17 protein-coding genes are annotated in these 18677 nt (G+C 69.5%); 6 read left to right on the top strand and 11 right to left on the bottom strand.

Features of this window, described 5'->3' with window-relative positions:
• Positions 1–3: 3 nt before the first annotated feature.
• The 4 genes from AA0Y20_RS08025 to AA0Y20_RS08010 all read right to left on the bottom strand — a co-directional run bounded on the left by AA0Y20_RS08025 (position 4) and on the right by AA0Y20_RS08010 (position 6499).
• On the bottom strand, positions 4–2724 hold the full coding sequence (locus AA0Y20_RS08025; RefSeq protein ID WP_412938607.1) for a DNA translocase FtsK: 2721 nt from the start codon (positions 2722–2724) through the stop codon (positions 4–6).
• Between the two features lie 48 nt (positions 2725–2772).
• A complete protein-coding gene (locus tag AA0Y20_RS08020; RefSeq protein WP_412938605.1) occupies positions 2773–4449 on the bottom strand; it encodes a ribonuclease J in 1677 nt (558 codons plus the stop codon).
• A gap of 51 nt (positions 4450–4500) precedes the next feature.
• Positions 4501–5478, bottom strand: coding sequence for a 4-hydroxy-tetrahydrodipicolinate synthase (gene dapA, locus AA0Y20_RS08015; RefSeq protein WP_412938603.1), 978 nt, complete (start codon positions 5476–5478; stop codon positions 4501–4503).
• A 178-nt stretch (positions 5479–5656) separates the two neighbouring features.
• The gene (locus AA0Y20_RS08010; protein WP_412938602.1) at positions 5657–6499 is read right to left on the bottom strand and encodes a type IV toxin-antitoxin system AbiEi family antitoxin domain-containing protein; all 843 of its coding nucleotides are present in this window, start codon (positions 6497–6499) and stop codon (positions 5657–5659) included.
• Positions 6500–6728: 229 nt separating this feature from the next.
• On the opposite strand from AA0Y20_RS08010, the gene AA0Y20_RS08005 reads away from it, so the two are divergent.
• Complete coding sequence (locus AA0Y20_RS08005; RefSeq protein ID WP_412938599.1) at positions 6729–7268, top strand: NUDIX domain-containing protein; 540 nt, start codon at positions 6729–6731, stop codon at positions 7266–7268.
• A 45-nt stretch (positions 7269–7313) separates the two neighbouring features.
• On the opposite strand, the gene thyX is transcribed toward AA0Y20_RS08005, so the two are convergent.
• Complete coding sequence (gene thyX, locus AA0Y20_RS08000) at positions 7314–8066, bottom strand: FAD-dependent thymidylate synthase (protein ID WP_412938597.1); 753 nt, start codon at positions 8064–8066, stop codon at positions 7314–7316.
• A 74-nt stretch (positions 8067–8140) separates the two neighbouring features.
• Between thyX and AA0Y20_RS07995 the strand changes: the two genes are divergently transcribed.
• The 3 genes from AA0Y20_RS07995 (at position 8141) to AA0Y20_RS07985 (ending at position 10027) form a co-directional block, all read left to right on the top strand.
• Positions 8141–8575, top strand: a complete 435-nt coding sequence (locus AA0Y20_RS07995) for a TlpA family protein disulfide reductase (protein WP_412939726.1) — start codon at positions 8141–8143, stop codon at positions 8573–8575.
• A gap of 119 nt (positions 8576–8694) precedes the next feature.
• Positions 8695–9120, top strand: coding sequence for an OsmC family peroxiredoxin (locus tag AA0Y20_RS07990; RefSeq protein ID WP_023951786.1), 426 nt, complete (start codon positions 8695–8697; stop codon positions 9118–9120).
• Positions 9113–10027, top strand: a complete 915-nt coding sequence (locus AA0Y20_RS07985; protein WP_412938595.1) for a TIGR01777 family oxidoreductase — start codon at positions 9113–9115, stop codon at positions 10025–10027. The genes AA0Y20_RS07990 and AA0Y20_RS07985 overlap by 8 nt, the downstream gene beginning before the upstream one ends.
• Position 10028: 1 nt before the next feature.
• Here the strand turns inward: AA0Y20_RS07985 and AA0Y20_RS07980 are convergent, their stop codons facing one another.
• From AA0Y20_RS07980 to AA0Y20_RS07955, 6 genes are all read right to left on the bottom strand, one after another.
• Complete coding sequence (locus AA0Y20_RS07980) at positions 10029–10478, bottom strand: hypothetical protein (protein WP_412938594.1); 450 nt, start codon at positions 10476–10478, stop codon at positions 10029–10031.
• Entirely contained in the window at positions 10475–11290 is an 816-nt protein-coding gene (gene dapB / locus AA0Y20_RS07975) for a 4-hydroxy-tetrahydrodipicolinate reductase (protein WP_412938592.1), read from the bottom strand. Before dapB ends, AA0Y20_RS07980 begins: the two co-directional genes overlap by 4 nt.
• A 10-nt stretch (positions 11291–11300) precedes the next feature.
• A complete protein-coding gene (locus AA0Y20_RS07970) occupies positions 11301–12122 on the bottom strand; it encodes a TSUP family transporter (RefSeq protein ID WP_412938590.1) in 822 nt (273 codons plus the stop codon).
• A 369-nt stretch (positions 12123–12491) separates the two neighbouring features.
• On the bottom strand, positions 12492–13091 hold the full coding sequence (locus tag AA0Y20_RS07965; RefSeq protein WP_023951798.1) for a histidine phosphatase family protein: 600 nt from the start codon (positions 13089–13091) through the stop codon (positions 12492–12494).
• Positions 13092–13176: 85 nt separating this feature from the next.
• Entirely contained in the window at positions 13177–14211 is a 1035-nt protein-coding gene (locus tag AA0Y20_RS07960; RefSeq protein ID WP_412938589.1) for an aldo/keto reductase, read from the bottom strand.
• Between the two features lie 198 nt (positions 14212–14409).
• Positions 14410–16689: a polyribonucleotide nucleotidyltransferase gene (locus tag AA0Y20_RS07955; protein ID WP_412938587.1), complete on the bottom strand. Its 2280-nt coding sequence runs from the start codon at positions 16687–16689 to the stop codon at positions 14410–14412.
• Positions 16690–16978: 289 nt separating this feature from the next.
• On the opposite strand from AA0Y20_RS07955, the gene AA0Y20_RS07950 reads away from it, so the two are divergent.
• Positions 16979–17161: a DUF5302 domain-containing protein gene (locus tag AA0Y20_RS07950; protein WP_412938586.1), complete on the top strand. Its 183-nt coding sequence runs from the start codon at positions 16979–16981 to the stop codon at positions 17159–17161.
• Positions 17162–17289: 128 nt separating this feature from the next.
• Positions 17290–18675, top strand: a complete 1386-nt coding sequence (locus tag AA0Y20_RS07945) for a DUF222 domain-containing protein (RefSeq protein ID WP_412938585.1) — start codon at positions 17290–17292, stop codon at positions 18673–18675.
• The last annotated feature ends 2 nt before the right edge of the window (positions 18676–18677 follow it).

Genomic DNA, 18677 nt, shown 5'->3' with positions numbered 1-18677 from the left:
CCGTCAGTCGCGCCCGGTGAGACCCCAGGCGTCCTCCGAGGCGTCGTCGCCGTCGACGACCTCGAGCCCCTCGAACTGGGCTTCGACGGGGTCGACCGCAGCGGCTGCCGGAGCAGCCGGAGCGGGCGGGTCTTCTCCCCGCAGCCGTGCGAGGACAGCCGGGAGCTGGTCGGGGGTGACGAGGACGTCGCGCGCCTTCGACCCCTCGGACGGCCCGACGATCTCGCGAGACTCCAGGAGGTCCATGAGCCGTCCGGCTTTCGCGAACCCGACGCGCAGCTTGCGCTGCAGCATCGATGTCGAACCGAACTGCGTCGAGACGATCTGCTCGGCGGCGGCGAGGAGCAGCTCGAGGTCGTCTCCGATGTCGGCGTCGATCTCCTTCTTCTCAGCGACCGCGGCCACGTCGGACCGATACTCCGGCTGCGCCTGACCCTTGACGTGGGCGACGACCTTCTCGATCTCGGACTCGGCGACCCACGCACCCTGAACCCGGATCGCCTTCGACGTGCCCATCGGCAGGAAGAGGGCGTCGCCCTGGCCGATCAGACGGTCCGCGCCCGGCTGATCGAGGATGACGCGGGAGTCCGTGACGCTCGTGACGGCGAACGCGAGGCGCGACGGGACGTTGGCCTTGATGAGCCCCGTCACGACGTCGACCGACGGACGCTGGGTCGCCAGCACGAGGTGGATGCCGCTCGCTCGTGCGAGCTGGGTGATGCGGACGATCGAGTCCTCGACGTCACGCGGCGCGACCATCATGAGGTCGGCGAGCTCGTCGACCACCACCAGCAGGTACGGGTACGGCTTCAGCACGCGCTCACTGCCGGCCGGCAGCTGGATCTCGCCCGCGACCACGGCCTTGTTGAAGTCGTCGATGTGACGGAAGCCGAACGACGCGAGGTCGTCGTAGCGCATGTCCATCTCTTTCACGACCCACTGCAGCGCCTCGGCCGCCTTCTTCGGGTTCGTGATGATGGGCGTGATGAGGTGCGGCACGCCGGCGTAGCTCGTGAGCTCGACGCGCTTCGGGTCGATGAGCACCATCCGGACGTCGGTGGGCTTGGCCCGCATCAGCAGGCTCGTGATCATCGAGTTCACGAAGCTCGACTTGCCCGACCCGGTCGATCCGGCCACCAGGAGGTGGGGCATCTTCGCGAGGTTGGCGACGACGAATCCACCGCCGACATCCTTGCCGACGCCGATCGTCATCGGATGCGTCGACGAGGTCGCCGCGTTCGAGCGCAGCACGTCGCCGAGCGTGACGATCTCGCGGTCGGTGTTGGGGATCTCGACGCCGATCGCGCTCTTCCCGGGGATGGGCGCGAGGATGCGCACCTCGTTCGAGGCGACGGCATAGGCGATGTTGTTCGTCAGCGCCGTGATCTTCTCGACCTTGGTGCCGGGCCCGACCTCGATCTCGTACTGCGTGACTGTCGGCCCGCGCGAGAACCCGGTGACCTTGGCGTCGATCGAGAACTGCTCGAAGACGCCGGTGATGGCTCGGACGATGGCGTCGTTCGCTTCCGAACGCGTCTTCGCCGGCGTTCCGGCGCCGAGGGCGGCGACAGCGGGCAGGCGGTACGGAGTGGCGGGAGGCTGACCGTGGAAGTCGCCGCCGAGGCCGGTGAGCCCGGGCAGCTCTTCGATCTCGCCGGTGTCATGGTCATCACGCACGGCGGTGTCGGCAGGTCGGCCGGAGCGCGCAGCGGACGCCGCCCGCTCGATGACGGAAGGATCGATGATCTCGGTCGGCGCGTCGGGAAGCGGCGGCGGTGTGGCCACGGCCTGCTCGAATCCGCCGGTGACCGAGCCGGCGACGGAGGGGCCGAGAAGCTCGGTGAGATCCTGCGAGGCGCTGCCGTCGTCGGGATCCTCCTCGCGACCGCTCTTGTTGCGGCGCCACCAGGGCAGCGCGTCGTCGCCCTCGTCCGCATCCTCGTCGGGCTCCGGCGCCGCCTTCTTGCCCTTCTTGGGCGAGAAGGCGACCGTGGGCGCCTCGCCGTCAGGATCTGCCACGGGACGCTCGGCGCCGAACATCCAGGCGTACAGGTCGCCCAGGCGGCTGCCGATGCGGTTGGGCGGCGTCTTGGTGAGGATGAGAACGCTCAGGACGGTGACGACGCCCAGGACGGCGGCAGCGCCGTACACGGTGAGGATGGTCAGCGGCTCTCCCACGGCCCAGCCGAACAGTCCGCCCGATGCGCTCAGCTCGAGCGCACCGGCCTTGGGTTCGGGCCTCGCGCCGAAGACATGGCAGAAGCCCGCCACCGAGAGGATGAACAGGCCGAAACCGATACCGATGCGACCGTTGTCGTTGACCGATGCGGGATGGCGGAACAGCCACCCCGCGAGGAACAGCAGCAGCACCGGCATGATGAACGCCTCGCGACCGATGAGGAAGCCCACCGTGTACGCGCTGACGAGCGTGCCGGCCTCGGTTCCGATCATGAACCATTCGACCGCCGCGCCCGCGATGGCGAGAAGGACGAGCAGGAACGGAAGCCCGTCACGGCGCTGGTCCTTCTCGAGCGTCTCGGGCCCGAAGGCACGGAACATGCCGCCGGTGGCGTGGGCGAGCCCCATCCATGCACGCGCGATGACGGGAGGCCGTTCGGACTCGTCGACGTACCGCTTGGGTGTCGGTTCGCTCTTTCGGGCGCGCGCGGTCGACGTCTTCGCCGGTGCGCGGCGTCCGGAGGGCGCGTTCGTGCTCCTGGCCATTCCTCCACGGTACGCGGGGGTTCCCCCATTACCGCGGAACGACGCGGGTCAGGCCTCGATGACGACCGGGACGATCATCGGACGTCGACGCAGCGACTGGTTGACCCAGCGGCCGATCGTGCGCCGGACGACCTGTGACAACGCGTGGTTGTCGCGGGTACCCGACTGAACGGCTTCCGCGAGCGCCGCCGCGATCTTCGGCTTGACGCCCTCGAATACGGAGTCGTCCTCGGCCACACCGCGCGCGTGGATGTCCGGGCCGCTGACGACCCGACCGGTCTTACCGTCCACGACGACGATGACCGAGATGAAACCCTCCTCGCCCAGGATCCGGCGGTCCTTGAGGTCGGCATCGGTGATCTCGCCCACGGTCGAGCCGTCGACGTACACGAACCCGATGTCGAGCTGGCCGACGACCTCGGCGACGCCGTCCTTGAGGTCGACGACGGTTCCGTTCTCGGCCAGGATCGTCCGGTCCGCCGGAACGCCGGTGTCCTGAGCGAGCTTCGCATTGGCCATCAGGTGGCGGTACTCGCCGTGAACGGGCAGAACGTTGCGGGGCTTGAGGATGTTGTAGCAGTACAGCAGCTCGCCGGCGGCGGCGTGACCGGAGACATGCACCTTGGCGTTGCCCTTGTGCACGACGTTCGCGCCGAGCTTGGTCAGCCCGTCGATGACGCGGTAGATCGCGTTCTCGTTCCCCGGGATCTGGCTCGAGGCCAGGATCACGGTGTCTCCCGGGCCGGGCTCGATCGCGTGCTCGAGATTCGCCATGCGCGAGAGCACGGCCATCGGCTCGCCCTGCGAACCCGTGGACATGTAGACGATGCGATCGTCGGGCAGGTCCTTGGCCTTCTTGTAGTCGATGAGCACGCCGTCGGGGACGTTCAGGTACCCGAGGTTCTCCGCGATGGTCATGTTGCGGACCATGCTGCGGCCGAGGAAGGCGACGCGGCGACCGTTCGCGGCCGCGGCATCCACCACCTGCTGCACGCGGTGCACGTGGCTGGAGAAGCTCGCGACGATGACACGCCGCGGCGACTTGCTGATGACCTGGTCGAGCACAGGGCCGATGCCGCGCTCGGTCGGGGTGAAGCCGGGGACGTCCGCGTTGGTGGAGTCGACGAGGAAGAGGTCGACGCCCTCCTCGCCCAGCCGCGCGAACGCACGAAGGTCGGTGATGCGACCGTCGAGCGGCAGCTGGTCCATCTTGAAGTCACCCGTCGCGAGCACGAGGCCCGCGGGGGTGCGGACGGCGACGGCGAGGGCGTCGGGGATCGAGTGGTTCACCGCGATGAACTCGAGGTCGAACGGGCCGACCTGCTCCTCCTGCCCCTCGGCGACCGTGAGGGTGTAGGGGCGGATGCGGTGCTCCTTGAGCTTCGCCTCGATGAGGGCGAGCGTCAGACCCGAACCGATGAGGGGGATGTCGCCCTTGAGCTTGAGCAGGTAGGGGACCGCGCCGATGTGGTCCTCGTGACCGTGGGTCAGGACGACGCCGACGATGTCATCGAGACGGTGCTTGATCGGCTCGAAGTCGGGAAGGATCAGGTCGACACCCGGCTGGTGCTCCTCGGGGAAGAGCACGCCGCAGTCGACGACGAGGAGCTTGCCCTCGTACTCGAAGACGGTCATGTTCCGACCGACCTCGCCGAGGCCTCCGAGCGGGTACACCCGCAGCGTTCCGGGTTCGAGAGCGGGCGGGCTGAAGACGTTCGTGGGCATTGGCACGCTTCCTCGGGACGCCGACGTACGCGGCATCCTCATCGTTGTCGTCTAGCGGGTCGTCCCGTGCACCTTGGGCAGGGCGCCGCCGGCGGCGGCGTTACGGTCGGGACGGAAGTTGGAGAAGTCGGCGCCGGGAACGCCCGAGACGAGGGCGAGCTCGTCCTCGATGATGGCGGCCTCCCACTCTTCGGGGCCGACGAGGGGCAGCCGCACGCGCGGGCTCGAGATGCGGCCGAGGCCGTGCAGGATGTACTTCGCGCTGACGGTGCCCGGCACGTGGGTCATGACCGCGCGCACGAGCGGCTCGAGGCTCTTGTGCGCCTCGGTCGCCGCCGCGAGATCGCCCCGGTTCACGGCGTCGACGATCGTGCGGTACGGGGTCGCGGTGATGTTCGCCGTGACACCGATGAGGCCGCTCGCTCCGATCGAGAGGTGCGGCAGGACGTTGGCGTCATCACCCGAGAAGTACATGAGGTCGGTCTGGTTCAGCACGCGGCTGACCTCGCTGAAGTCGCCCTTCGCGTCCTTGATCGCCAGGATGTTGGGGTGCTTCGCGAGGCGCAGGATCGTCTCGTACTTGATCGGCACGCCGGTGCGGCCCGGGATGTCGTAGAGGATGACCGGCAGGTCCGTCGCGTCGGCGACGAGGCGGAAGTGCGTCAGGATGCCGGCCTGTGTCGGCTTGTTGTAGTACGGCGTGACGATCATGATGCCGTCGGCGCCGGCCTTCTCACTGGCCTTGTAGAGCTCGATCGCGTGCGCGGTCTCGTTCGAGCCGCCGCCGGTGATGATCTTGGCGCGACCCGCCGAGACCGACTTGCCGACCTCGACGAGGCGCAGCTTCTCGGGGTCGGTGAGCGTGCTCGTCTCCCCCGTCGTGCCGGTGACGACGATGCCGTCGGCGCCCGCCGTGATGACGTCGTCGATGTGCTTCTCGACGGCGGGCCAGTCGACTTCACCGTCGGCGGTCATGGGGGTGACCAGCGCGACGAGGACCTGTCCGAAGGGATTGCCCGAGTGCGTCATGGTCTCAGGGTATCGGTTCCGCCTCTGCGACGCGGCGGCGACGGGCTGACTTCCGGTCGCCGATACATTCGCAGGACCAGCGGTGCTGGTGGCGGTACGGCAGCGCCGCGAGGCGACATCCGCCCCGCCGGTCCGACGGATGTATCGGGAGTCGTGCCTCCGGCGCCCGCCCGCGGGCTCAGCGGAGCCTACGGATCGCGTCCAGCCTGGCGAGGACGGCCCGCTCGACGCGCGTCCACTCGAAGACGACGAGGGAGTAGTCGAAGCGCAGAGTCTCGTAGCCGATCGCCGCCGCTTCGGCGTCGCGCACGAGATCCTTGTGCCGCAGCGACGCGCCCTCGTGGTTGAGACGGCCGTCCACCTCGATGATGAGGCACCCCGCGACGAGGAAGTCGACCCGCCCCACACCCGGGATGAGCACCTGACTCTCGACGGAGATGCCCAGCCGAGAGAGGCGCAGCCGCAGGAGGGACTCGAGTCCGCTGTCGGCATCGGGACGAGCGAGATCGACGAGGTATCGGAAGCGGGCCGGGAGCGTCAGGCGCACCTCCGCCCGGTCCGCGCGCGTGAGCAGGCCGAGCCGCCACGCCGACTCGAACGCCACGAAGAAGGCCTCGGCGCCGAGGCATGAGGCCGCCTGCACGAGCGCGTGGACGAGCGAGACGGCACCGAATGCCGCGGCATCCCCGTCGTGATGAGTGACGCAGCGGCACCCCGGGTGCGCATGCACACGACCGGCACGCCCGACCCGCACGTGCAGGCGTTCCTGCGGCTCGAGCACCCACACGCCGCGCCGTCGCAATGCCGAGACGCAGCACACCTCGCCGCCGTGGGCAGCGGCTTCGACGACGGCCGGCTCGGCATCCGGAGCCGCGTAGACGCCGTGCCGGACCCTGACGAGCGCGCCCCTCTCGACCGCCCGCGCCAGCTGCAACCGCGTGACGCCTCGCGAAGTCAACCAGCGCGACCGCACGCACCCGCCCATCGCGCGGATCCTCGTGGCCAGTTCGTATCCGCTCATGCCCCGACGTTGGCCGCGAACGCGAGCTCGTCGCTCAGGGCATCGGCCGTCTGTGGACGGAGCGGACCCGCGGCGGACTGGGGAGGAGCGCCGAGCGACCTCGAGCCGGATACAACCGTCGGACTCGCGGTGCGGGATGCGCCTCGAAGGCCGGCCGACGCGACACCAACCCCACCGGTCCGACAGATGTATCGCCGGGGCCGGGCGCCGGGCGCTCTAGGGTTGCCGCATGGCCTGGACGACCCGGAGCACCCGCACGGCGTACGAGAACCGATGGATATCCGTCCGCGAGGACCAGGTGACGGGGCCCGCGGGCGACGGCATCTACGGCGTCGTCGAGATGCGGCATCCGGCGGTGTTCGTCGTGGCGGTCGATGAGCACGACCGCGTCTGTCTCGTGGAGGTCGACCGATACACGACCGGACGCTCGCTCGAGGTTCCGGCGGGCGGGAGCGACGGCGAGGAACCGCTCGTCGCCGCGAAGCGTGAGCTCCTTGAGGAGACGGGACTGGTCGCCGACAGCTGGGAGCCCATCGGGCGGATGAACGCTCTCAACGGCATCGCCGTGGCCCCCGAGCACGTCTATCTCGCGCGCGGGCTGACCCCGGCGCGGGACGCCGCCGCGACGCAGCTCGAGGAGGGGATCGAACGCGTCGTGTGGGTTCCCTTCGCCGACGCGCTGCGTCGCGTCGCCGACGGCCGGATCGATGACGGCGAGACGGTCGCGGCCCTCGCCTACGCGGGCATCAGGCTCGGCCGCTTCGTTTGAGCCGGAAGCGACGACGCGCAGCCGGTCCGCACACGGCCCGACGCGTCAGGGAGCGACGCGCCCGTTCGCGTTGAACGCCGCATGGGTGAGCGGCATGAGCTCACGCCAGAAGGTCTCCATCTTCTCGGCGCACATCTCGATCTCGCGCTGCGGGAACGACGGGAAGTGCGTCCCCTCGACTTTGGTCCGCAGCGACAGGAAGTTCATGAGCGAGCGCGCGTTGACCGTGACGTACATCGACGAGTAGATGTTCAGCGGCAGCACGATGCGGGCGACCTCGCGGGCGACACCGGCGTCGAGCATGCGCCGATAAGCCTCGTAGGCCTGGACCGAGGCCTGCCGCGTGCTCTCGTCGACCACGGCGAACTGCTCGTCGGTGCCGGGCAGGAACTCGTACGCGCCGGGCTTGCCGACCTGATTCAGGTTGCGCTCGCGCCCGGGGACGTAGAACACCGGACGCAGCTCGCGGTAGCGGCCCGACTCCTCGTTGTACGAGGCCATGCGGTGACGCATGAACTCGCGGAACACGAAGATCGGCGCCTGCACGTAGAACGTCATCGAGTTGTGCTCGAACGGCGAGCCGTGGCGGTCGCGCATGAGGTAGTTGATCAGGCCGCGGTCGCGGCCGGAGGCCTCGGTGCCCGCGGCGGCGGCGTCCAGGGTCTGCTCCCCCTGCGTCGACACACGCGCCGCGAACAGCACATCGGAGTCGGCGGCACTCGCGCGGACGAGCTCGACCGTCACGTCGCTGCGGAACTCGATCTCGGGACTGGTCGGGGTCTGCTCGGCGTCGCTCACACTCTCAGATTACCCCCGGCGCCCCGAGTCCTCCCGGCTCGCCGAAAGGTCTACTGTGGGCTGTTGTGGAACTCATGGCGGTGGCGGTCCTCCTGGCTTGCCTGTTAGCGGTCACAGGCGGGATCGGAGTCTTCCTGCGGTGGCGCACCTCGCGGCCCTATCCGATCCCCCGCTTCGACGTCGTCGATCCGCGTCGGCTGGGTGCGGAGCCCGATGCGCTGGGTCGCACCGCGACGCTCCTCCAGTTCAGCACCGAGACCTGTCACCGCTGCCCCGCCGTTCACCGCACGCTTGCGGAGATGGCCCGTGACTGCGACGACGTCGTGCACCTCGACGTCGACGTGACCGATCGCCCCGACATCGCGCGTCGCTTCCAGATCGCTCAGACGCCCACGACCCTCGTCCTCGACGGGAGGGGCGTCGTGCGCACACGGTTCGGCGGCGCGCCACGACGGGATGTCGTGCAGCTCGAGATCCTGCGGCTGCGAGCCGATTCCGCCGCCGTCTGAGCCCGCCGGCGGAACCTGTCAAGACGTTCCGGCGGCGACGCGGCCGACTTAGGCTCGACGCGAGCGCACTCCGCGCCGTGTCGATGCGGCATCCGCTGCCGCCTGTGAAGAGGAGAGTCATGAGCGTCACGAGCGAAGCAACCACCAGCTGGAAGGGCAGCCTGACCGAGGGATCGGGCCAGATCGCCCTCGAGAGCTCGAACCAGGGCCCGTTCGAGGTCAACTGGAAGGCCCGGAGCGAAGGCTCCAGCGCCGTGACGACTCCCGAGGAGCTCATCGCCGCCGCGCACTCCTCGTGCTTCTCGATGGCCCTCTCGCACGCCCTGGCCGAGAACGGCACGCCTCCCGAGTCGGTGGAGACCACGGCGTCGGTGACCTTCATCCCGGGCACCGGCATCACCGGGTCTCACCTCAACGTCAACGCTGTCGTCCCGGGCCTGTCGGCTGAGGACTTCGACCGGCTGGCGCAGGAGGCGAAGAGCGGATGCCCCGTGTCGGCCGCCCTCGCCGGCATCGAGATCACCCTCGAGGCCACGCTTGGCTGATCAGGGCTCCGCGGGCCGCGTCGTCGTCGCGGGCGCGTCCGGTCTGATCGGACGCGCCCTCGTCGAATCGCTGCGCAGCGACGGCATCGAGGTCACGCGTCTCGTGCGCCGCTCGCCCGTGACGGCCGACGAGGTCCAGTGGTCTCCCGGAGAGCGTCCGCTCGATCCGGGCGTCCTCGACGGCGCTCGCGCCGTCGTGGGGCTGAACGGCGCGAGCATCGGCCGATTCCCGTGGACGCGCTCGTACAAGCACGAGCTCGTGTGGTCGCGGCTGCTGCCGACGGAGACCCTGGCGACGGCCGTGCGCGCGCTCGGCTCGGATGCCCCCGCCTTCCTGTCTTCGTCAGCCGTCGGCTACTACCCGACCCGGCCCGGCGTCCGCATGACGGAGACCGCGCCGCGTGGCGACTCGTTCCTCGCCGATCTGTGCGGCGAGTGGGAAGCGGCTGCGCTGACCGCTCGCGAGCAGGCGCGCGTGGTCCTCCTGCGGACCGCGCCGGTCGTGCACCCCGAGGGCGTCCTGAAGCCGCTCATGCTGCTGACGCGGGCGGGCCTGTCGGGACCGATCGGTCGCGGAACCCAGGTGTGGCCGTGGATCTCGCTCGTCGATGAGGTCGCTGCCATCCGCCACCTCATCGATGCCGACGTGACCGGACCGGTCAACCTCACGGGGCCGACGCGGGCGACGGCGAACGATCTGGGTTTCGCGCTGGCGATGCGGATGAATCGCCCGTACCTGGTCCGCGCTCCCGAGTGGGGTCTGCGGCTCGTGCTCGGGCGCGACGCGACCGAGGCGCTGCTGACCAACGACACCGACGTGGCGCCCGCGGTTCTGCAGAAGTCGGGCTTCGCCTTCACGCACGAGCGCGTGGAGGATGCCGTGCGCGCCGTCGTCCCGCCGCGGTGACTCAGGCGCGCCGCTGGGCGCGTTCGAGGGAGATCGCGGTGCGCACCGCCTGACGCGCGCGCCGACGGTCGCCGGCGCCGTCGTAGGCGAGGCCCAGGCGGAACCAGGCGCGCCAGTCCTCGGGAGCCACTTCGACGGCTTCGCGGTACCGCGGAAACAGCGCGTCGGCCTCGGCGCGATCCGGACGGCCGCTCGGCGACAGGTCGACGCTCTCCTCCGGCAGCGCCGACTCCTGCTCGAGCCGCCGGGCCAGCCGCGACGCGCTCGCACCGAACATCAGCTCGCGCCCGAGGGCCCAGGCGGCGATGATCGGGAGGACGATGAGGGCCACGCCCATCGCGACGCCAACGGGCTCCCCCGTCATGACGAGCAGCACGGCGCGCTGTGCGACGAAGACGATGTACAGCGCCAGCAGCGCCGCCATGACCAGCGTCAGGATGCGGGTGCTCATGCTCCGGTGACGCGCGCGACCTGACCGGGCACGTCGCCTTCGTCGCCCGGCGCGTTGGTCGTCGCCGGCGAGGGCGGCCGGATGCCGATGTCGATGAAGCTGTCGAGGCCGACCGTGATCCCCCGCGCGTCCCGGGCGGCATCGAGGGCGATGCGGATGCCGGGCTCGTACGCTCGCGCGGGATCGACGGTGTCGTGGACGATCGACAGCGCCTCTCCGGGGCCCGAGAGGATGGTCTCCTGACGGGCGACGACGCCGGGGCGGCGCAGCGAGTGGATCGGGACGCTCGCGACCTTCTGGCCTCGGGCGCGCTGATCCGCGTGCGGCGACTCGACCGGCCCCACACCTGCGCGGGCGGCGGCGATGAGCTCGGCGGTACGGACAGCGGTGCCGCTGGGCGAGTCGACCTTCGTCTCGCGGTGCGCCTCGATGATCTCGATCGAGGGGAAGAGCGCGGCTGCCGCGGCGGCGAGAGCGCTGCCGACCACCGAGCCGAGCGAGAAGTTGGGGATGAAGACGACGCCCACGCCCGCGGCATCGACCGCCGGGCGGACCTGCGCGATGCGCTCCTGCGACCAGCCCGAGGTGCCGACCAGGACGTTGATGCCGCGCTCGACAGCGGCCCGGACGACATCCGTCGACACGGCAGGGGTCGAGGCGTCGACGACGAGGTCGGCGCCATCGAGCTCGTCGAGACTGCTGCGGCTCGTCAGGACCGCCGAGATCTCGAAGCCGTCGGCGGCCTCGATGACGTCTCGGATGATGCCGCCGAGCTTTCCGGTGCCGCCCACGAGGGCCACGCGCGTGGTCATGACGACCAGCCTACGCGGGCGCGAACTGCACGAACGTGTCCCAGGCGAGCTTGACGACCAGCACCGACAGGACGACGAGGAACACGATGCGCACGAATCCACTGCCGTTCTTCGTCGCCATGCGTGCGCCGATGAACCCGCCGGTCATGTTCGCCGTGGCCATGATGATCCCGAGGAGGAGCAGGATCTCGCCGTGCACCCCGTAGACGAGAAGCGCCGCGAGGTTCGTCGTGAGGTTCGCGATCTTGGCGTTCACGCTCGCCTGCAGGAATCCGTATCCGAGCACGGCGACGAGCAGGATCACGAAGAACGAACCGGTGCCAGGGCCGAGGATGCCGTCGTAGAAGCCCACTCCGATGCCGATGATCGCCGAGCGCCACACGATCGCGGCACGCGACTCATGGCGGGGCTCGTGGTGCAGACCCATCTTGGGCTTCATGAGGGTGTAGACGGCGACCGCCACGACCGCGACGAGGACGATCGGGGTGAGGAGCTCTCGGGGAACGTAGCGCGAGAGCGCCGCGCCCGCTGCCGAGCCCCCGAAAGCTCCCGCAACGAGTGGCACGAGGAGCACGAGCTGCACACGGATGCGCCGCAGGTAGACCCAGCTCGCCGAGAGCGTGCCGGCGAAGGACGACAGCTTGTTCGTGCCGAGGATGAAGGGCGTCGCGACGTCCTTCGGCACGCCGATGACGAGCGCGGGAAGCTGGATCAGGCCTCCCCCGCCGACGACCGCATCGACCCACCCGGCCACTCCGGCCGCGACGATCAGGAAGATCAGCGCCGAAACGGAGACGGGGAGCCAGTCGGCGAGCAGAGGACCATCGAGCACCGAACGATTCTCCGGCCCCGTGCGCGCCGCGTCCAATCGGCCCCGGGCCGGTGGTGCGTCAGGGTGTGTCGGCGCGCGTCAGCCGCGCACGTCGCCGAAGAAGGCCGTCTTCGCCCGGGTGTAGTCGTCGTAGTCCGTCTTGCCGGCGTTCGCGGCCTCATCGGGAACGTCGTCTGCGCCTCGCGGGATGTCGCGGCTGACGCCGGGCGGATCGGGGCGTGACCCCCACTCGCGGCGGAACCCGGCTTGTCCGAGCCGAACGCTCAGATCGCCTCTCGAACGCGATCGAGAGCCGCGGCCGCGGCATCGGCCCAAGCGGAATCGTGCGGCCGGAGCTGAGCGGGATTGCGGGGCTCGTCGGTCATGGACTCAGACCGGGAGGATGTCGGGAAGACCGGTGCGCAGTTCGACGGGCAGGTGCGAGAGGTCGTTGTGCGACACCATCGTCCACGGGCGGCCGGGCCGCTGCGCGAGCACCGTGAGCCCGCAGTGCGCCTGGTTGATCGTCAGCCAGCGCCAGTCCGGCGCCTGCAGCACCTCGCGCACGAACCACGCGATGACGAAGTTGTGGGTGATCAGCAGTTCGTGGGTGTCGGGCTTGCGCGCGAGGAACTCGCCGACGGCATCCGCCATCTGCGCTGCGCCGGCCTCGGTCTCGGCCTCGGTGTACGAACCGAAGAAGGGCTCGTAGACGGCGGGCGTTTCCGGCGTCATCCCGGTCGGGACGCAGTCGAACAGCAGCGATGACGCCTGTGGCGAGAGCGAGGGCAGGCGCTTGGCGACGGCGCGGGCGGTCTCCTGGGCGCGCTCCAGCGGCGAATGCCACACCGCGTCGAGCGGGACTCCGGAGATGCGATCGGCCAGCAGCTCGGCTTGACGGCGCCCACGGGGAGACAGCGGACCGTCTTCGAGACCGTGCTCGGCGTCCTGATGCTCTCCGTGGCGCACGAGGTAGAGATACTGCGTCACAGAAGCTCGATTCGAAACGATGAACAGGGCGCCATCCACCCTACGTCACCCCTCCGACAGCCGCTCGGAGGCATCACGAAGCGGCCTATTCGACGGCGCGCGCGATCTCCGCGAGGTGCGAGCGACCGAGTCGTGCTCCGACTCCCTGAACGAGCTGATCGACGTGCGCGGGCCGACTCGCGTTGACGATGGGGGCCGTGACCACGCGCTGCGCGAGGAGCCACGACACCGCGATCGCTGCGGTCGGCACCGACAGCTCCTCCGAGATACGGTCGAGCGCCTTCAGCGTCCGTGTGCCGCGACGATTCATCCACGCGGCGAGCTGCGACCCCCGCACCGACGACGACAAGCCCGCGCGATCGCGGTGACTTCCGGTCAGGTAGCCGTGCTCGAGAGCCTGCGAAGGCGTGACGGCGAGGCCCTGGGCTCCGGCGATCAGGCGCAGGTCACCGTCGAAGTCGGAGCGATGCAGCAGGTTGTAGGCGACGTCGAGCGCGGCGAAGCGCGGATACCCCGCGGACGACAGGATGCGGGCTTCGACGAGCTGCATGGCGGTGTAGCCCGCGGCTCCCAGGGCGCGCACCTTCCCGCTGTCCACGAGCCACTCGGCCGTCGCGAGAGTGTCTTCGAGCGCCGTGATGCCATCTGTCGCGGCATCCAGGTACAGCACATCGATGCGCTCGATGCCGAGGCGACCGAGCGATGCCTCGACGGACCGAACGAGGTTGACGGGACCGAGACCCGGGTTGTCGGGATTGCCGCCGACCCGCACCGTGACGACGATCTCGTCACGGTTGCCCCGGTTCGCAAGCCATCGGCCGATGATGTGCTCGCTCCGGCCCGATGCGTAACCGTCCGAGGTGTGCAGAGCGTTGCCACCGCGTTGCACGTAAGCGTCGAGGACGGCGTGGCTCGCCGCGAGGTCGATCGTCCAGCCGAAATCGGATCCCCCGAGGATGAGAGGGAAGATCCGCATCCCGGTCTCGCCGAGGTCGACGCGGATGTCGGCGCCGAGCGGCTTGCCGTGGACCGGGATCGGGCTCGAGGGATGCGCGGTGGCGGCTGCGGCCGCGGCGGGCGCACCGGTCGATGCGACCTGGGCCACCCGTTCCCCCGACATCACACACCTCCGGTCGACGCCGAGGAATAGCGGGGCGCGGCTCCTCGGCGCGCACTTCGAGAGTAGGACACCCGACACCGGTGGGCGCGCATTGTCGCGAACGGGCCGTGAATTCCATGTAACTGTTTCATCACGGTCATCCCAGACGACGGATGCCCGCCCCCGAGACGGGGGCGGGCATCCGGACGATCAGCTGGTTCAGCCTTCGGCGGGAGCCTCGGGGCCCTCGCTCGCAGCGGCCGAGCTGTCCTGGTCGGCGGCCTCTTCGAGAACGGGCTCGAGGGAGAGCTTGCCGCGGTCGTCGATCTTCGTGATGCGCACGAGGATCTTCTGGCCGACGCCGAGGACATCCTCGACGTTCTCGACGCGCTTGCCACCGGCGAGCTTGCGGACCTCGCTGACGTGCAGCAGTCCGTCCTTGCCGGGCAGGAGCGAGATGAACGCACCGAACGTCGCGATCTTCACGACGGTGCCGAGGAACTGCTCGCCGACCTCGGGGTTCGTGGGGTTGGCGATCGCGTTCACCCGGGCACGGGCCGCCTCGGCCGAGGGGCCGTCGGTCGCGCCGATGTAGACGGTGCCGTCCTCCTCGATCGAGATGTCCGCACCGGTCTCGTCCTGGATCGAGTTGATCGTCTTGCCCTTGGGGCCGATCAGCTCGCCGATCTTGTCGACCGGGATCTGGACGCTGATGACCCGCGGAGCCGTCGGCGCCATCTCGTCGGGGCTGTCGATCGCGGCGTTCAGGACACCGAGGATCGTCAGACGCGCCTCCTTGGCCTGCGTCAGCGCGGCGGTCAGCACCGACGACGGGATGCCGTCGAGCTTCGTGTCGAGCTGGATCGCCGTGACGAACTCGCTCGTGCCGGCGACCTTGAAGTCCATGTCGCCGAGGGCGTCCTCGGCTCCGAGGATGTCGGTCAGCGCCGCATAGCGGGTCTCACCGTCGACCTGGTCGGACACGAGACCCATCGCGATACCGGCGACCGGGGCGCGCAGGGGCACACCGGCGTTCAGCAGCGACAGGGTCGAGGCGCACACCGAGCCCATCGAGGTCGAGCCGTTCGACCCGAGGGCCTCGGAGACCTGACGGATCGCGTACGGGAACTCCTCGCGGCTCGGCAGCACGGGGACGAGCGCGCGCTCGGCGAGGAAGCCGTGCCCGATCTCGCGACGCTTGGGGCTGCCGACACGGCCGGTCTCACCGGTCGAGTAGGGCGGGAAGTTGTAGTGGTGCAGGTAGCGCTTGCTCGTCGTGGGCGAGAGCGAGTCGATCTGCTGCTCCATCTTCAGCATGTTCAGCGTCGTGACACCCAGGATCTGGGTCTCGCCGCGCTGGAAGATCGCCGAGCCGTGGACGCGCGGGATGACCTGCACCTCGGCGTCGAGCGGACGGATGTCGGCGAGTCCACGACCGTCGATGCGCACGCCCTCGCTGAGGATGCGGCCGCGGACGATCTTCTTCGTGACCGACTTGTAGGCGGCGGAGAACTCCGCGAGCGCGGAGGCGGGCAGCTGCTCGGCCTCGACCGCGGCGGCGACCTCGCCCTTGACGCGGTCCTTGATCGCGTCGTCGGCGCTCTGGCGCTCCTGCTTGTCGGCGATCTGGTAGACGCTCGTCAGCTCGCCGTAGGCGCGCTCGGCGACGAAGTCGTAGACCTCGGGGGCGTACGGCGGGAAGACGGGGTAGACGCCCGGCTCGCGCGACGCGGATGCCGCCATCGACGCCTGCGCGTCGACGAGCTGCTTGATGAACGGCTTCGCGGCCTCGAGGCCCTGTGCGACGACCTCTTCGCTCGGCTTGACGGCGCCGCCCTTGATGAGGTTCCAGCTGCCTTCGGTCGCCTCGGCCTCGACCATCATGATGGCCACTTCGCCGTCGGGCAGGACCCGGCCGGCGACGGTGAGGTCGAACACGGCCTCTTCGACGATCTTCTGGTTCGGGAAGACGACCCACTGGTCCTCGTGCTCGCCGTGACCGGGGACGAGAGCCAGGCGGACGCCGGCGATCGGGCCGGAGAACGGCAGGCCCGAGATCTGAGTCGACGCGGACGCCGCGTTGATCGCGAGGGCGTCGTAGTACTCACCGGGTGCGATCGAGAGGACCGTGATGACGATCTGGACCTCGTTGCGGAGGCCGTCGACGAACGACGGGCGCAGCGGCCGGTCGATCAGACGGCAGACGAGGATCGCCTCGGTCGAGGGACGTCCCTCGCGGCGGAAGAACGAACCGGGGATCTTTCCGGCGGCGTACGAGCGCTCCTCGACGTCGACGGTGAGCGGGAAGAAGTCGAAGCCTTCGCGCGGGTGCTTGCCGGCGCTGGTGGCCGAGAGGAGCATCGTCTCCTCGTCGAGGTAGGCGGCAACGGCGCCCTGCGCCTGCTGTGCCAAGCGTCCGGTCTCGAACCGGACGGTGCGGGTGCCGAAGCGGCCGTTGTCGAGGACGGCTTCGGCTGCGGTGATTTCTGGACCTTCCAAGAGGTCCCTCCTTCTTTGTTTAGACTCGCACGCGCGTTTCGCGCACGAGATCGTGCGAAGGAGCGGGGCAGATATGGGCGCGCGGACGAAACCGCGAGAACCGCCTGCGCTGGTCACCAGTCGAAGATCACCATCTCCGCGATCGGGATTCGATCGGGATGGGAACCCACCACAGGGGACCAGCTTCCTGCCGGATCCGCTCCATGAGCTCAGTGTTGAATTGAGCGGGTGCCGGACGGCAACCTGCCCCAGCCTACCAGCGAGACCCTCGCCTGCGTATCGTGGCCGTATGAGCGAAGCAGACAAGCCCGCCGGCGCGGCATCCGACGATGTGAAGCGCAAGTTCCGTGAGGCGCTCGAGAAGAAGAATGCGCGGCACCGCACGGGAGAGGCGCATCTCGACGGCGACTCGTCGGTGCACGCGTCGCATGGCGCCATGACGAAACGAGAGTTCCGCCGCAAGAGCGGCTGACCTGAGGGGAACGCCCACCGAAGGGACCCGGATGCCGACGCGTCCGGGCCCCTTGTGCGTTCCTGGAGTTGTCCGGGAGCTGTGGAGAGTGACCGACCGATGTCGGAGGTCCGTGACATGATTCGAACATGCATTCGAATGACGGACGTGGCGGCGGGATGGGCAGCGACGGCGACGTCGACGCCCTCGCTCAGCTGGTCGCGGACGCCGAGGGTGTTTCGGATGCCGCGCGGGTGGTGCAGATTCGTGAGGTTCGGGTGCTCGCAGCGGCCGGGGTGCTCGCCGAGTCCCAGTCCGCGGGGGCGTCGGAACGCGTCAAGGCGCGGGAGATGGCGTTGCGTGGGATCGCGGCGGAGCTGGCCGGGGTGTTCGTCGCGACCGACCGCACATTGCAACGCCGCATCGACGAAGCACGAGACCTCGTGGACAACTTCCCGGTGACGACGGCGGCGTGGGAGGACGGGCGCATCGTCCGAGGACACGTGCGGGTGATCCAGGAGATCGGATGCATCGTGCCCGCGGACGACCGCGAGGACTTCGAGCGAGCCGCGATCGAACGGTGCGAGGGCGAGACCCCGAACCGGGTGCGCGGGAGTTTGCAGATGCTCGCGGAGCGGATGCACCCGCGGTGCTTCACCGAACGCCACGAGGAGGCCGCGGCGGGGCGGTGTGTGCAGGTGCGGACCGGGGCCGACGGCATGTCGGATCTCATCGCGACGCTGCCCACCGTGATCGCCGACGGAATCGTGGACCGACTCACACGGCAGACGCGGGAGATTATCAACGCACGGGCGAAAGCCGACGCTGCGGATGCCGAGGGTCTGGGCGACTCCACACACGACGGAGGATCCTCTTTCATCGGTGACGCCCGCACGATCGATCAGGTCCGCGCCGACGTGTTCAGCGACCTCCTCCTCGCCGGTTCGCCCGCGCTCGACCCCACCGCAACCGGCGACGGGGACGGGACGCTCGGCGCGATCCGCGCGCACGTGCAAGTCGCCGTGTCGGCGCTGACTCTGATGGGGCAAGACGAAGGGCCAGCCGATCTGGCGGGGCGCTCCCCCATCGACGCCACCACCGCACGCCAGCTTGCCGGTGACGCGACCTCCTGGGACCGACTGCTCACCCACCCCGTGACTGGCTCGGTGCTCGAATGCGACACGTACCGGCCCACCGCCGCCATGGTCCGACTGTTGCGGGCGAGGGACCGGCACTGCCGGTTCCCCGGATGCCGACAACCCGCCATCCGCTGCGAACTCGACCACACCATCGCCGCATCCGACGGCGGGGCAACACACGTGCGCAACCTGGCGAACCTCTGCAAACGACACCACGACGTCAAACACCACACGAGATGGCGAGTCAGACAACTCCCCGGCGGGCGCCTGATCTGGACATCACCGACCGGCCGGGTCTACCGCGAAGACGCACCACCACCCCTCGTCGCCTTCGCGGCGGCGCCAGCGTGGCCGCCGCAGCGGGAGGGCGATATGCCGGCCGTTCCGCCGTTCTGATC

The organism is Microbacterium pratiae, from assembly GCF_047302165.1.
Lineage (GTDB): Bacteria > Actinomycetota > Actinomycetes > Actinomycetales > Microbacteriaceae > Microbacterium.
The sequence above is the reverse complement of the archived record's forward strand: the minus strand, read 5'-3'. Positions and strand labels throughout refer to the sequence as shown.